This is a genomic window from Oceaniglobus sp. K40-3, assembly GCF_055808395.1.
Genome location: NZ_CM147868.1, coordinates 587976 through 601901 on the forward strand (window position 1 = coordinate 587976; position 13926 = coordinate 601901).

Genomic DNA, 13926 nt, shown 5'->3' on the forward strand with positions numbered 1-13926 from the left:
TATGGACAGCGCAGCGGCGATTGCCAACCACCCGAGGGGCGACAACGAAAAAGGGCGCCCCGAAAGGCGCCCCTTTGATCCGACGCTATCGCGTGATCAGATTTCTTCCTTGATCCAGCTTTCCAGCGCGGCCTTGGGGGCGGCGCCAACCTTGTTGGATACGACCGCGCCATCCTTGAACATGAACAGCGCGGGAATGCCGCGCACACCCATCTGGGCGGGGGAATTCGGGTTCTCGTCAACGTTCACCTTGACGATTTTAATCTTGCCTTCGTATTGATCGCTCAGCTCTTCCAGAGCGGGGCCGATCTGTTTGCAGGGGCCGCACCATTCGGCCCAGAAATCCACGATAACGGGGACTGCGGATTGTTTTACTTCGGCATCAAAGGTGTCGTCGGTGACGGCTACGGTTGCCATGGATGATCTCCCAGCGAATGAATTTGAGGGCTGAACGTATGAACGACCGGGCGCGGCGTCAAGATGTCGTGGCTCTTTGCAGGGCCTCCCTCACAATGTCGTGGGGCAGGGGCATCAGTTGTGCGGCGCGGGTCCACAGAATTGCCGTTTCGATCCGGTGATTTGGGTAAACTTCGCTCAGGGCGGCGGCATAGGCGCCCATCTGTCGCAATAGCCCGTCGGGCACCTGCGTGGGCGTTTCCGGCACCCGGATGTTGGATTTGAAATCCACCGCAAGGATTGATTCGTCGCTGACAATCAACCGATCAATGGTGCCGAACATGCGCTGCCCGCCCCGTTCGGGCAGATCGGCGGTGATGGCCACCTCGGCCAACGTGCCGAGTTGAAACAGCGGTGCCAAAGCGGGGGTGGTTAAAATATTGCGCACCTCCGGGAGGAGTTCCGCAGCGCGCTCGGCGTCCAGCAGGCTTTCGGCGGCACTTTGCCAATCGGTTTCGGGGATTTCGGGCAGATGCTCCAACAACAGATGAAGCGCGGTTCCCCGGGCCATGGCGACCTCGGTATCGTGGTCGTCAGATTCGCCAAACAGCGCCTTTGCCCCGCCCAGATTTGACGGGGTCAGAATCGCAACCTCGGCCAAAGGCGGGGCGTGTCGGGCAAACCACTCTGGCAAAACGGTATCTTGCGCCGATACGGGTGCCTCGGTTGCAATGGCACCCCCGGCCCAATCCCCATGGCTCAGCCGTGGCCCTTCGCCCGTGGGAAAAGGATGCGCCGTGGTGGTCAGGCTTTCCAATCCGGTCTGAACCGCATCATACCACGACGGGCTGACAGGTTTGCCCGCGCCACAGACAATCAGCCATGTTTCCGCCCGCGTCATCGCCACATAAAGCAACCGGGCGCGTTCGGCATCGTCGGCGGCCACCTGCACCGCCTTGGAGTCTTTCAAAACCTCGGGCATGTCATCTGCCCCTGTCCGCCACAGCAGGGTGCCATCCTCGACCGGAAACAGTTGATTTCGAATGTCGGATTTCGCCCGCAGCGTATCGGGCAGGATCACGATCGGCGCCTCAAGCCCCTTTGCCCCATGCACCGACATCACCCTGATCCGGTTGCCCGCGCTGTCGGCCTGTCGTTTCACCTCAACATCGTCGGCATCCAGCCACGCGAGAAAGCCGGTGAGGCTGGGAATATCCATCCGCTCGTAATTCAGCGCCTGGTTCAGCAGTTCATCCAACCCATCCTGCGCCTCGGGGCCAAGGCGCGCCAACAGGTTGGGCCGCCCCTTGTGGCGCAAAAGAACACGCTCCAACAGATCGAAAGGCCGCAAAAAATCGGCATTGGCGCGCAGATCGTTCAATATTTTCATGGTGGCAGGATGGTCTGCCTCTGCCCGGCGCAAGGCCTGCCACAGATAGGTTTCATCACGTTTTGCGGCCAGATCGAACAATTGCGCCTCGCTCCACCCGAACAGGGGCGAACGCAGGGCAGCGGCCAGCGAAAGATCATCCTCGGGGGTGGCCAGAAACGCCAGCAGCGCCCGCAGATCGCGCACCGCCAGTTCAGCGCCCAGTTTCAGCCGGTCAGCCCCGGCAATATCCAGCTCGCGCTGTTTGCAGGCGCGGATAATCTCGGAGAACAGCCGCTTGCGACGCTGCACAAGGATCAGGAAATCGCCGGGTTGCACCGGGCGCCTTGTGCCGTTTTGTGCCGGAACAGTCTCGTTCGTGGCAATCATGCGGTGAATTTCATCGGCAATCGTCTGGGCCAGTTTAACATCGGCGGCATTGGGGCTGACACGATCAACCGGGTCGTACCATTCGGTGTCTTCGTCCGCTTCTTCGGCCTCGATGATCGGCCACAGATCGACACGACCGGGCAGATCAGCGTGGAACGCTCGGTGGGATGATTCAAGATCAAGCGGTTCGCCGCCCGCCCCGTGAAACACCGCATCAACAGCCCCCAGAACGGCAGCAGAGGATCGGAACGAATGCTGCAATTCCAGCCGTTGCAATGGCGCGGACCCGGCCAGCCGTTCCTGAAACAAATCAAACATGTGTGAAAATGCCTCGGGGTCGGCACCCTGAAACGAATAGATTGATTGTTTGCGATCCCCGACCACGAACAACGACCGTTCGCCCGGTTCCCGCGCGCCCTTGCCGGCGGTGAATTCCTGCGTCAGCAGTTCGATCACCCGCCATTGATCGGGGCTGGTATCCTGCGCCTCGTCCACCAACACATGGTCAATCCCGCCATCCAGCCGATAAAGAACCCAGGCCGCCACTGCCGGATCGGTCATCAATGCCCGCGCCTTGAGGATCAGATCTTCAAAATCCAACCACCCGCGCCCCAGCTTGCGCGCCTCGTAAAGCGGCAGAAACGCCTGGGCAAAGCGGTGCAGCGCGATGGATTTGTCAGCGGCCAGCAGCGCCATCCGCGGTTCGCGCGCCGCCTCGACCCGCTCCATGAGATCATTCAGATCATCCATGTCCTCTGCCAGCGCGGCTTGGGTCTTTTTCGTGGGGAAGGTTCCGATCTTTGCTCCGAATGGTGATTTCGCCTTGGCGCCAAACAGCATCGCGCCCTCAAGCTGCGCCAGACTGTGCAACGATGGCGGGGTGTTGGCGACCTGCAACAGGATTGCCGCGTTCTTGGCATCGGTGACGGTTCCCTTGGCCATCGCTGCGCCAGCCCGCCGTAACAAATCAATTTCCCCTTCGCCCAATATCGGCCCGAGCAAGCCAGCGGGCGTGAGGGTGTCGTCCACCCCGAGTTTCGCGCGGATCGCCGCCCCATCAAGGGGCGGAAAGAACCTGGCGCGATGTTTGGAAATTTCGGCGGTGAGGGCGGAAAAGTCTTCGGCGGTATAATGGCGCGCGACTTCGTCAATCACCCCGGGGGCCAGAGTATCGGCCATTTCCTCGACAATCTCGGCGGTCAGAAGCTGCGCGGCGCGTTCGTCCATTTCGGTGAACTGTGGTGAAACCCCCGCCTCAAGCGGAAAACGCCGCAAGAGCGAGGCGCAGAATGAGTGGATTGTCTGAATTTTCAGGCCGCCGGGGGTTTCGATGGCCCGGGCAAACAGGGTGCGTGCCAGACGCAGGCGCTCAGGGCCAAGCGCGCCTTCAACGCCCAGATCGCGCAGATTGGCCAACAGATCGCCATCCGCCGTCATCGCCCATTCACCCAGCCGTTTGAACAGCCGGTTCTGCATTTCTGACGCGGCGGCCTTGGTATAGGTCAGGCACAGGATGTTTTGCGGCGATGCCCCATCCAGCAACAACCGCGCCACCCGATCAGTCAAAACCCGGGTCTTGCCCGATCCGGCGTTGGCCGACAGCCAGGTTGACGTTCCGGGGCGCGCCGCCTGAATCTGGCGCGCGGTGGCTTCATCGGGGGCGCTCATCCGACATCCTCCGGCTCGGGGGTTGGCTTTCGTCCCATTCACCGAACCGCGACAGATGGTCGTAATCGCCTGTGTTCCAGGTTTTATGCATGGCGCGGCGGCTGGTATAGCCGCGATTGCGGCGGGCATAGGCGGTCAGAAGCTCCGCCAGTTCAATCAACGTCTGATCCGGGTCCAGCACGATTTTTGCATCGTGATCGCGCAGGGCAAGGGGGCGAACGCAGGTTTCGACCCAACGCCGATATAGGCCACCTCGGCCACCTTTTGCGGTTGCAACCCCTCAAACGCACCCGCCTCGGCCATGGCCGCCTCTAGCAGCAGTTGCTTGTCGAAATACTGCATTTCTCCGGCGCTGGGCGGGATGCCGGTCTTATAGTCATAAATCACCAGCGTGCCGTCATCGCGCAGATCGAAACGGTCTGCCTTGCCGGTCAGGGTGAAATCGGGGTTGGTGAGGTGCAGCGCGCCCTTACCTTCCAGCATTGAAAGGATTGGCGCGCCACTTTGGCGCCGCTGAATTTCGCCATCCAGAAACCAATCAATCACCCGGGTCAGTTTCGCCGTCCAGATGCGCCGCGCGGTGGGCCATGGCACCTCATCGGCCAGTGTATCGTGGGCGATGCTCAGCAGTTGATCGCGCGCGCCGGCCGCTGACGGGTCGGGACATGCCCGCACGAAACGCTCGAAAATCGAATGAATGACCGTGCCGCGCAGGGGGGCGTCGGGTTCCTGGCGCAACGGATCAAGGGGGCGCAGGCGCAACACATGCCGGGCATAAATGGCATAGGGATCGCGGATCAGTGTCTTGATCTGCGTAACCGAGAGTTTTTGGGCCGGACATCGACAGGCGGGCGCGGCGAGGGGCGCTTTTCCGCCTCAACGGGCGTGAAATCAGTCTCGACCGCCTCGGCCATGGTCAGCCATTCACGGCCCCGCGCGCGCATCCCGGCCAGGGCCGCAGGCCCACCCGTTTCGGGCAGCCCGCTGAGCAGGTTTGTCAGTCGGTTCAGCCAGCGGGACACCACGGTTTCGGCCTCGGCGTCGCGGGTGGCGCGGGTCAGAACAACCTCGGGCGCGGCAATTGCCTGTTGAAAATCATGGGCCGACAGCCCCACCCGCCGCTCGGGCAACAAAAGCCCGGCCTGTTGGCGCATGCGCCGGTTTAACCATGGGTCTGGTGCGGGCAGTTCGGGCCAGATGCCATCGTTCAGGCCCCCAAGGATCACCAGGTCGGCGCCCTGCACCCGCGCCTCTAGCGTGCCCCAGATCATGATGCCCGGATGGGCGGCGAGGGGTTCGCGCACTTCGCCGGTGATGACGTTAAGGAACAGGGCGCGGTAATCGCGCGGCCCCATGTCGCCGCCATGTTCCACCTCGGCGCGCAGGGCGTTCACCTGTTGCAACGCTGCGATTCCTGCCTCTTTCAGCCACAATTCGCCCGCGTCGCCGTCAGGCCCCGACGAAAGATGTTCGGCCACGGCGATATGATGTTCCAGATGATCGGGCAGGGGCCGGGTGGCCACCTGTTCCAACCCGCCCAACAGACGGCCCAGCCAGTTGGCCCATGTCATCGCCTGCACATCGTCACGCTCGGACGCCCAGTCCGTGAGGGTCTGCGCCGACAGGAAGGGCGGCCCTTTGCGGCGCAACCACAGTTCAAGTTCCCGGGTCAGGCGCAGGTGCGGGCCACGATCCGCGCCGGTGTGACAGATCGGGTGTTTCAGCAGCGTCAGCAACGGTTCCGCCGTCAACCGCGCGCCGAACAATTCGGTCACATGGCGCAAGAACCGGCCCGGCGCCGACAGATGCAACGGCCGCCCGGCGCTGTCATCGGGGATCAGCGCCCAGCGATCCAGCGCCGCCGTCACCTGCCGGGTCAGCATCCGGTCGGGGGTGATCAGCGCAGCGGTTTGCCCTTGTTCCGCAGCGTGTCGCAGACGCAGGGCAATGGCCAGCGCCTCTTGTCGGGGGGATTGCGCCTCGATCAACGACATATGCGCGGTTGCATCGGTCAGATCGCCCAATGTCGGGCCTTCGTTCATCCATTGATCGGTCACCGGGGCCGGGCGCAGGGCAAGCGAGACAAGACGGTTGCGGACACGCTGGGGGTCTTTTTCTGTCCAACGGGCAATTTGATCGGGGCGCAGATCCAGCTTTTGCATCAGATGGGCAAACCGGTATTGCGGATGGTCCTCGGACACCAGCGCATCATCCATCTGTGCCCAGATGTCACCGGGCATGTCGAAATCGAACCCGGGCAGCACGACGGCACCCTGGGGCAATCGCGCCACCGCCGCCATCAACAGCGCCGTCGCCCCCCGCGACCCGGTGGAGCCGGCAAGGATAATTGGGTGTGTGGGCGGTGCGTCTTGCCAGCGGTCGATCAGCGCCTCAATGGCGCGGCGCTGGCGTGCCTCGCCGTCGGGCGCGGCGTCGGGGCTGAAATAGGGCTGAACGATGGATATGAACGACAGGCTGCGCGCCCAATGACCGGATTCGTCAGTGACATCAAGGTTGCGCAAAACCTCGGGGGGCACGCCTTCGCCCTGCATTTCGTCCATAAGCGCGGCCAGACTGTCGGCCAGTTCAAAGATCGCGGCGCGCGGGGCAAGAGTGTGATCGCGGGCGATAAGGCCTGCAATCAACTGTGCCAGTTCCAATCGGCGCCGCAGGGGCGAAACGGGCGGCGGCAGACCGGCCATTGGCACCTGCGCGGCAAGATCGGTCAAAAGCCGCAACCGGGGCAACAACAGCGCCGGTTCCTGCTGAAACAGCGACGTAATCCGGCGCCGCATCCGCGCCGTGTTCAGCACCAGTTCGACCCGGGCCATGGATTCGGGCGGATGACCTGCGAGCCGCGATTGCAACCCGGCAATCAACTGTGCCGGGAAATCGGCGCCGGGGGGCAGGGCGAATATGCGGGGGTGATCCTGGGGGTCAAACATGGTGTTCCGTCAGCATTTCCTCGGCCAGCGCTATGCCACCGGGATGGCCCACATCGCACCATCCGCCGGTATGCGCGACCCCGAACAGCCGATTTTCGGCGGCGATCAGATTCCACAACCGGTTTAGCGAAAAAGCGCGTTGGGTGATTTCGGTCAGGCGGTCTGTCTTGATGATCTGCGCCCCGGTGTAAAGTTGGGTGCCGACACGATTCAGCCGTCCGTCAGGGGTAACGGAAAAATCGCCCGTACCATTGTGCGCCCTGGCGCGACGTGCAGGCAGGATCAAAAGAAGGGCATCCATTTGCGCTGGCTTCCACGCGGCGCGCAATGTTTCCAACGGGTTTGGACCGGTCCAGATGGCATCAGTGTTGAGCGTGCAAACAGGCCCCTTACCCAGCAGTGGCAAGGCGTGGCGCAGGCCGCCACCTGTATCCAGCAAGGTATCGGTTTCCCACGACAGGGCAACGTCCCGTCCCCTGAGATGCCGGGCAATCTGATTGCCAAGATGGTGAACATTGACGACCCGCCGGGAAAATCCATGGGTAAGATCAAGCGCATGATCAATCAAAGGCCGGCCCGCCACCGGGATCAGGGCCTTGGGCAGGCGTTGCGTCAGCGGGGCCATGCGGGCGCCAAGGCCTGCGGCGAGCAGCATTACGGCGTCGGGGTGGCGGTGCATTCGGCCCCCCATCTGCGGGCGATGTCGGCCAGTCGGGCTTGCCATGGGGGGGCGCCGTGAAATGTAATCTGGCGCCCGGTGTCGCCTGTTGGGGACAGGGTGACGCTCAGCGCGTCTTTGGGGGCAGCATCGCCCAGCCGGTCGGGCCATTCGATCAGGCAGATCGCGGTTTCAAACGCCTCGTCCAGCCCCAGTTCCAGAACCTCGGACAGATCGCCCAGCCGATACAGATCGGCGTGCCAGATTTCACCGGCGGGGCTGTCATAGGTTTGCACCAGCGTGAAGGTGGGCGACGGAATGTCTTCGGCCATATCAGGGGGTTGCAGGTTGCGGATCAGGCTGCGGGCAAGGTGGGTCTTGCCTGCCCCGATTGGCCCGTGCAACAGCACCACATCCCCCGGGCGCAACACCCCGGCAAGGGCGGCGGCCAGATCGGCGGTTTCCTCGGGCGTGCGAGAGTGGATGTGCAGCGGCGCAGACATGGCGCCACTTTGACGTTCCGTGGCCAGAGCCGCAAGCCGGATCAGAGCGTTTGCGAAACCTGTTCGCGTGGCCGCAGGGATTGGGTTGGCCGAAGGGGCTGCATCTGGTTGGTGCGGATTTCAAAACGCGCCAGCGTCGATCCGCCCGTCACCGGTTGCAGCGTGCAACGGATGGGCCGACCGTCCAGCAACATCGCATCACCGACCCAGGATTCGCCCCGTTCATCCGAGAGGACATAATCCTGAAATGCCGCCCAGACCGGACTGGGGGTGGTGAGAGCGGCCCAGCGGTTGGCGGCATCGCCCACATAGGGCGTATCCAGCCCCTCGCGCGTGTCGGACCCCCACAACCGGTCATAAGCCCTGTTCGTCAGGGTCAGCACGCCATTTGGCGAAAACACCGCCAGCCCCTGATCAAGACTGTCGAGAACAGATTGCCCGACCTCAAGTTCGGTGCGGAACCGCCTGCTCATCCCGATTTCATCGCTGATGTCTTCGAACAGCAGGGCGACCGCGCCATCAATCTGCGGCTGGCCCGTCACGCGAAACGTGCGCCCGAACGGCAGATGCCATGTTTCGCGATAGGTGCCGTTGGTGGCTGATGCCTCAAGATCGGCGATCTGTTCGCGCCATGAATTATAATCTTTCGGTTCGGGCATCATTTGCAGATCGCGCAGCATGTCGAAGAATCCGAATATGGTGGGCCGCATGATCAATCGTTCGGGGGCAACTGTGGTCAGATCGGCCAGGGCGGGGTTGAACAGGGCCAACCGCCGGTCACGGGTGAACACAGCCAGCCCCACAGGCAGATCGGCAAAGGTTTTTGACAGGGTTTGCACAAATGTCCGTTGGGAATCCTCGGCCTCGACGACGGTATCGACATTGATGCCCGAAATCAGGAAATCACCGTCCAGAGGCGTGATATGAAACTGATACCAATGGTCAGGTGCGGCGCCGTTGCCGACCAGCCTTTGACGTTGATTGCCCCGGGCGCTGGTGGTTTGCGAAACGTCTATTTCGAACAACGTGCAGGGGGCCACAGCCCCTGACGCGACGGATCACCATAGGTTTGGCAAGCATCCATATAGGCGCGGTTGACCCAGGTGATATTGCCGTCACCATCCTGCCGCCATACCAGAAACGGCATGTTTTCGGTGGTGTCGCGCAGGTTTGTCAGCTCTTGCTCGAACGACATAAGCGTTGGGCGGTCCAGCGCGATCTGGTCATTCGGCGTCTCGACGTCGCGCAGCGACAGACGCAGTCGGCTATTGTGTTTGCGCAGGGTGGCAATCTCTGTGCGGTCGGTCGAATAGATGTTGCAGTGTTCATGGGCGCCGAGATTCGCGGCCCGCGCTGCCAGATCGGGAAAGCGGCTGGCCAGAAGTGCGGCCAGCCCGTCGAAATCGCGAATGTCGCGGCCGCTGATCGAAATCAGCAGTCGTGCAGCATCACTAAGGTCAACGGGGTGCGCGCCTTCAAAGACGAACGACACCACCGCCCCCTCGGGGCCGACCGGATGTTCATTGCGCCGTATCTGTCGTTTGTTCCATTCGCTCAGCGCCCACAATGCGCAGACCGATACGATCAGCGCGACACTGATGGCCAACACAGCCGCCCCCAAAGCTTCTAACATCATTTCTACACTGTCCCCTGGTCCCGCGCCCAGAGTGGAGAGTCATTTCTTAACGAGAGGTTAATCACCCCTTCGCCCAGCGGGATACTCTGGGGTAAGCGCGCATTATCAACCGAATTGATGCCGATTGGTTGCTATATCGCATCAATCTTTCGGTTCAACCCCAGCGCGATTCGGCTGTCGCTGAACGCGACGGCCAGCGATTCGCGCCGCCAGATCGATTCGACAATCGCACCACGCTGCGATTCGGCCATGGCGCGGCTTTCGTCCGGGTCGCGCCCGTTGGCAAAGCTGAGTTCGGCGCCCGACCTTTCAAGCAGGGTTTTGGCGATGAACAGGCCCAAACCCATGCCGTCATAGCCAGGCCGATGCTTGTTTTGCTCATCGGAATGCCGGGATCGCAAAAACGGATCCCCCAGGCGGGGCAACATATTTGGCGGATATCCGGGGCCGTCATCGGCGATCCGTATGCGAATCTGATTGTCGGACCAGGTGATGTCTATCCACACAGTTGTGGTGGCGAAATCGACAGCGTTCTGAACCAGATTCCGCAACCCATGGATGATCTCCGGGCGGCGATAAATTTCGGGCTGGCGCGGATCGGCACCCGCCAGCGGGGCGATGTGATAGACCACGGATTTCCCACGGGTGCCGTGAGGTTCGGCGGCTTCCTCCACGACGGTGGCAATCGGGGCCGTGTGCAGGTGCGGATCGTCTTTTCCGGCCCGCCCCATAGAGCGCAGAATGTCACGGCACCGGTCCGCCTGTTCGGCGATCAGCGCAAGGTCATCGCGCAGGGTGGGGTCGTCGATATCGTCCAGAAGTTCACCGGACACCAGTTTGATCGTGGCAAGGGGCGTGCCCAGTTCGTGGGCGGTGGCCGCCACCACGCCCCCAAGATCCGTCAGCTTTTGTTCGCGCGACAGGGCAAGCTGGGTGGCGACCAAAGCATCGGCCATGGCGTTGACTTCGGATGTGACACGGCGGGCATAGGCGGCCAGAAACAGGATGCCGATCATCACCGCCATCCAGAACCCGAACACAAAGATGCTGGGCATTTCCACCAACGTCCCGAAACGCGTTGTCAGGGGAATGTACCACCAGGCCACGATCGCCATGGCCAGCATCGCCACGGCCGACACAAGCATCGTCGAGCGCAACTGCAACGTCGTCGCCGAAATCGTGACAGGTGCAAGAATCAGCAGGGCGAACGGGTTGTGCAGCCCACCGGTCAAAAACAGCAGGGCCGACAGTTGCGTGATGTCAAACAGCAGCAGGGCCAGCATTTCGGTTTCTGACAGGCGCTTGTTTTCAGGAAAGACAGACAGTGAAACGAGGTTGGAAATCACCGAGGCGGCAACCACCAGAAAGCACCAGCCCAGTTTCAGCGCCAGTTCAAACCCGTAATACCCGACAAGGATCGCTGACATCTGACCAATTGCGGCGACGGCACGCAGATAGGTAAGTGTGCGCAAACGCACCCAATTCGACCGGTGAGCGTTGTCAAATGCGGAATGCACCGGCATCCTTTCTGCTGCGCGAATTCGCGCGATTGTGTCACTCTGTCCCCTTGTATGTCGGGGGCGCACGTCGGATCAATGCGCCTGATTTTATCTGGGGTTATGTTGATGGTCAGAATATATGCAATTGCTGCGGCAGCGGTGCTGGTCGGGCTGGTGGGCGGTGCGTGGTGGTATGTGGCGGGGCGCGCCACGGGCGATGTGTTTGCCGATTGCCGAAGCACCAAAATCGCTGGTGGGGCCGCCACCATTGGTGGGCCATTCACATTGGTGTCGGAAACCGGCGAAACCGTGACCGACAAGGATGTCATCACCAAACCGTCGCTGATTTACTTCGGTTATACCTATTGCCCTGATGTCTGCCCCATGGATGCGGCGCGCAATGCCGATGCTGTCGATCTGTTGGCGGCAAAGGGATATGATGTGCAGCCGGTGTTCATCAGCATTGATCCGGCCCGCGACACCCCCGAGGTTCTGGCCGAATTCACCGATTACATCCACCCCGACATGGTGGGGCTGACCGGTTCGCCGAAACAGGTGAAAGCGGCATCACAGGCCTATAAGACCTATTTTGCCCGGCGCGGGGCCGCCGATGATGAATATTACCTGATGGATCATTCGGTCTTTACCTATCTGGTGCTGCCCAAACAGGGGTTTGTCGATTTCTTTCGTGGCGCCCCCGGCGTCAACGGTGAACCGGGCGTCAGCGCCGAAGAGGTGGCCGAAAAGACCGCCTGTTTCATTGACAACGCCGGCTAGAAATTGACGTCAGGCGATCCGCGCTCTAGGTGACGTGGGCAGGAATTAAACTGCGCCGCAAAGGGGCATGGCAATGACAGACTCGGCTGAACACGAGATCGGCGATGATCGGACACTTCTGTTGGTCGATGACGACGAACCTTTTGTGAAGCGTCTGGCCCGGGCCATGGAAAAGCGCGGGTTTGAGGTTGAGACCGCCGAATCCGTTGCCGGGGGGCGCGCCATCGCCACTGCCCGGCCCCCGGCCTATGCGGTGATTGATCTGCGGCTTGAGGATGGCAACGGGCTGGACGTGGTTGAAACCATCCGCGAACGCCGACCCGACAGCCGGATCGTGGTTCTGACCGGATATGGCGCGATTGCCACCGCAGTGGCCGCCGTCAAGATCGGCGCGACCGATTACCTGAGCAAACCCGCCGACGCGAATGAAATCACCGCAGCCCTGCTGGCCCGGGGTGATGCCCTCCCGCCGCCGCCCGAAAACCCCATGTCGGCGGATCGCGTCAGGTGGGAACATATTCAGCGCGTGTATGAGCAATGCGACCGCAACGTCAGCGAAACCGCCCGTCGCCTGAACATGCACCGCCGCACGTTGCAACGGATACTGGCGAAACGTTCGCCCCGTTAGGATGGGCGTTTGCGGGCTATCTTACATGCCCGCCAGCAACGCTTGATGGCGGGCGGTAAAATCTGCGCGCACCTGCACCGGGGGGCGCAGCACAATCGACAGCCCGTCGATGATTGCCGGGTCGGGCCGGCCGAAAAATGTTGAGGCTTCGGCTTCGGCAAATCCTGCAATTTGAGTTGCTTCCAACCATGCGCTGATCTTGTCGGCTTTCTTGATCTGTTTCTTTACCGCCGCCGGAATCGTGGCAGGCAGGCCGAACCGTAAATGGATGGCAGCCATCAAGCGATCGTCCAGCGCGCCGTATCCCGGCCCGACCGCCGCCTTGACGGGCGAAATCATGTCTCCGATCACGTATTCCGGGGCATCGTGCAGCAGGGCGGCCAGCCGCCATTTCACCGGCGCACCCGGCGCGATCCGGGTAAACAATGCCTCGACCAGCAGGGAATGTTCGGCCACCGAATAGGCATGATCGCCCCGTGTCTGGCCGTTCCAGCGCGCCACAAAGGCCAGACCGTGGGCGATATCCTCGATCTCGATATCCACCGGCGTGGGATCAAGAAGGTCCAGCCGCCGCCCTGACAGCATCCGTTGCCATGCGCGGGGTTGCCTTGGCGCCATTGCATCCTCGTGTTTCCTGTTCCGTCACATCTGAGTGCGGCAACCGGGACACAAAGTAAAGTGACCGGCTCAGGAGTTCTCGACGGTGATGTGATTGTCGGGAACGCCGCGATCTTTCAGGATGGCCGAAACCGCATCGACCATGGGTGGCGGGCCACAGACATAAAAGCGCCGGTCGTAATCCTCCAGCACCTCATCCAGAAACGCGCCGTCCACCTTGCGGTTCGGCAGGGTGCCGGTATCTTCGCCGGTCAGGGTGAACACGGTGTTCAGGTCATGCATCCCTTCCCATTCTTCGCGCAGGATGATGTCGTTTTCCTTGTCGTTCGAGAAGATCAGCATGCAGCCCTTCAGCGCGTTGTTTCGCTGCCGGTCGCGCAGGATGGCGATGAATGGCGTAACACCCGCGCCCCCTGCGATGAAAACCCCCGGCCCGGAATCGGTGATCGCACCCCAGGAATTGCCGATGATCACGCTGTCCCCTGCCTTCAACTGAGCGATCTGTTCGGTCAGGCCCTTGTGCGCCGGATAGCTTTTGATGGTGAACTCCAGCTCATCGTCATCGGGCAGGCTGGTCATGGTAAAGGGGTGCTTCTTGTCCCGCCACCCGTCGCGGTCAAGCCTGAGCAGCGTCGCCTGACCCGGCTTGAAATCAAACTCCGCGGGCTTGTCAAAGCGCAGACGAAAGACGTTGTGGGTCACGGGGGTGATGGATTTCAGCGCGAGGGTATGTGTCATGATCAATTCCTTGGGTTGTCATAAGTTAGGATGCACCGCAGCCGCAAATGTTCCCGCGTCAGGGTGTCGCAGGCCGTGGGGTGACAGCCCTGACATTGCGG

Annotated in this window: 11 protein-coding genes and 1 pseudogene; 2 read left to right on the plus strand and 10 right to left on the minus strand. The window is 61.7% G+C overall.

The annotated features are described in order from the left end of the window. Positions 1 to 96: 96 nt before the first annotated feature. From trxA to regB, 8 genes and pseudogenes are all read right to left on the minus strand, one after another. Positions 97 to 417, minus strand: a complete 321-nt coding sequence (gene trxA / locus AC0L7P_RS03080; RefSeq protein WP_473434436.1) for a thioredoxin — start codon at positions 415 to 417, stop codon at positions 97 to 99. Between the two features lie 58 nt (positions 418 to 475). Then, positions 476 to 3823, minus strand: coding sequence for a double-strand break repair helicase AddA (addA, locus tag AC0L7P_RS03085; RefSeq protein ID WP_473434437.1), 3348 nt, complete (start codon positions 3821 to 3823; stop codon positions 476 to 478). After that, a pseudogene (gene addB, locus AC0L7P_RS03090) lies at positions 3820 to 6768 on the minus strand (double-strand break repair protein AddB). The gene addA and the pseudogene addB overlap by 4 nt, the downstream one beginning before the upstream one ends. Further along, entirely contained in the window at positions 6761 to 7447 is a 687-nt protein-coding gene (locus AC0L7P_RS03095; protein WP_473434438.1) for a nucleotidyltransferase family protein, read from the minus strand. Before AC0L7P_RS03095 ends, addB begins: the two are co-directional and overlap by 8 nt. After that, positions 7423 to 7929 (minus strand): tRNA (adenosine(37)-N6)-threonylcarbamoyltransferase complex ATPase subunit type 1 TsaE, encoded by a 507-nt coding sequence (gene tsaE, locus AC0L7P_RS03100; protein WP_473434439.1) that lies wholly within the window; start codon positions 7927 to 7929, stop codon positions 7423 to 7425. Before tsaE ends, AC0L7P_RS03095 begins: the two co-directional genes overlap by 25 nt. A 41-nt stretch (positions 7930 to 7970) precedes the next feature. Continuing rightward, a complete protein-coding gene (locus AC0L7P_RS03105) occupies positions 7971 to 8954 on the minus strand; it encodes a hypothetical protein (protein ID WP_473434440.1) in 984 nt (327 codons plus the stop codon). Then, positions 8942 to 9565: a hypothetical protein gene (locus AC0L7P_RS03110; RefSeq protein ID WP_473434441.1), complete on the minus strand. Its 624-nt coding sequence runs from the start codon at positions 9563 to 9565 to the stop codon at positions 8942 to 8944. The genes AC0L7P_RS03105 and AC0L7P_RS03110 overlap by 13 nt, the downstream gene beginning before the upstream one ends. A 131-nt stretch (positions 9566 to 9696) precedes the next feature. Continuing rightward, positions 9697 to 11088, minus strand: coding sequence for a sensor histidine kinase RegB (gene regB, locus AC0L7P_RS03115; protein ID WP_473434442.1), 1392 nt, complete (start codon positions 11086 to 11088; stop codon positions 9697 to 9699). Positions 11089 to 11190: 102 nt separating this feature from the next. Here regB and AC0L7P_RS03120 point away from each other — a divergent pair, with 102 nt between their 5' ends. Beyond that, complete coding sequence (locus tag AC0L7P_RS03120) at positions 11191 to 11841, plus strand: SCO family protein (RefSeq protein WP_473434443.1); 651 nt, start codon at positions 11191 to 11193, stop codon at positions 11839 to 11841. Positions 11842 to 11914: 73 nt separating this feature from the next. Further along, a complete protein-coding gene (locus AC0L7P_RS03125) occupies positions 11915 to 12469 on the plus strand; it encodes an ActR/PrrA/RegA family redox response regulator transcription factor (protein WP_473434444.1) in 555 nt (184 codons plus the stop codon). Between the two features lie 21 nt (positions 12470 to 12490). Here the strand turns inward: AC0L7P_RS03125 and AC0L7P_RS03130 are convergent, their stop codons facing one another. Then, the gene (locus AC0L7P_RS03130) at positions 12491 to 13087 is read right to left on the minus strand and encodes an HD domain-containing protein (RefSeq protein WP_473434445.1); all 597 of its coding nucleotides are present in this window, start codon (positions 13085 to 13087) and stop codon (positions 12491 to 12493) included. A gap of 69 nt (positions 13088 to 13156) precedes the next feature. Next, positions 13157 to 13825 carry a flavodoxin reductase gene (locus AC0L7P_RS03135; RefSeq protein ID WP_473434446.1) on the minus strand — a complete coding sequence of 223 codons (669 nt, stop codon included), beginning with the start codon at positions 13823 to 13825 and terminating at the stop codon, positions 13157 to 13159. Between the last annotated feature and the right edge of the window lie 101 nt (positions 13826 to 13926).

Bases quoted from the DNA above. Each gene is read 5' to 3' on its own strand.
- trxA (WP_473434436.1), bottom strand. From the start codon at position 417: ATGGCAACCGTAGCCGTCACCGACGACACCTTTGATGCCGAAGTAAAA.
- addA (WP_473434437.1), bottom strand. From the start codon at position 3,823: ATGAGCGCCCCCGATGAAGCCACCGCGCGCCAGATTCAGGCGGCGCGC.
- AC0L7P_RS03095 (WP_473434438.1), bottom strand. From the start codon at position 7,447: ATGCACCGCCACCCCGACGCCGTAATGCTGCTCGCCGCAGGCCTTGGC.
- tsaE (WP_473434439.1), bottom strand. From the start codon at position 7,929: ATGTCTGCGCCGCTGCACATCCACTCTCGCACGCCCGAGGAAACCGCC.
- AC0L7P_RS03110 (WP_473434441.1), bottom strand. From the start codon at position 9,565: ATGATGTTAGAAGCTTTGGGGGCGGCTGTGTTGGCCATCAGTGTCGCG.
- regB (WP_473434442.1), bottom strand. From the start codon at position 11,088: ATGCCGGTGCATTCCGCATTTGACAACGCTCACCGGTCGAATTGGGTG.
- AC0L7P_RS03120 (WP_473434443.1), top strand. From the start codon at position 11,191: ATGGTCAGAATATATGCAATTGCTGCGGCAGCGGTGCTGGTCGGGCTG.
- AC0L7P_RS03125 (WP_473434444.1), top strand. From the start codon at position 11,915: ATGACAGACTCGGCTGAACACGAGATCGGCGATGATCGGACACTTCTG.
- AC0L7P_RS03130 (WP_473434445.1), bottom strand. From the start codon at position 13,087: ATGGCGCCAAGGCAACCCCGCGCATGGCAACGGATGCTGTCAGGGCGG.
- AC0L7P_RS03135 (WP_473434446.1), bottom strand. From the start codon at position 13,825: ATGACACATACCCTCGCGCTGAAATCCATCACCCCCGTGACCCACAAC.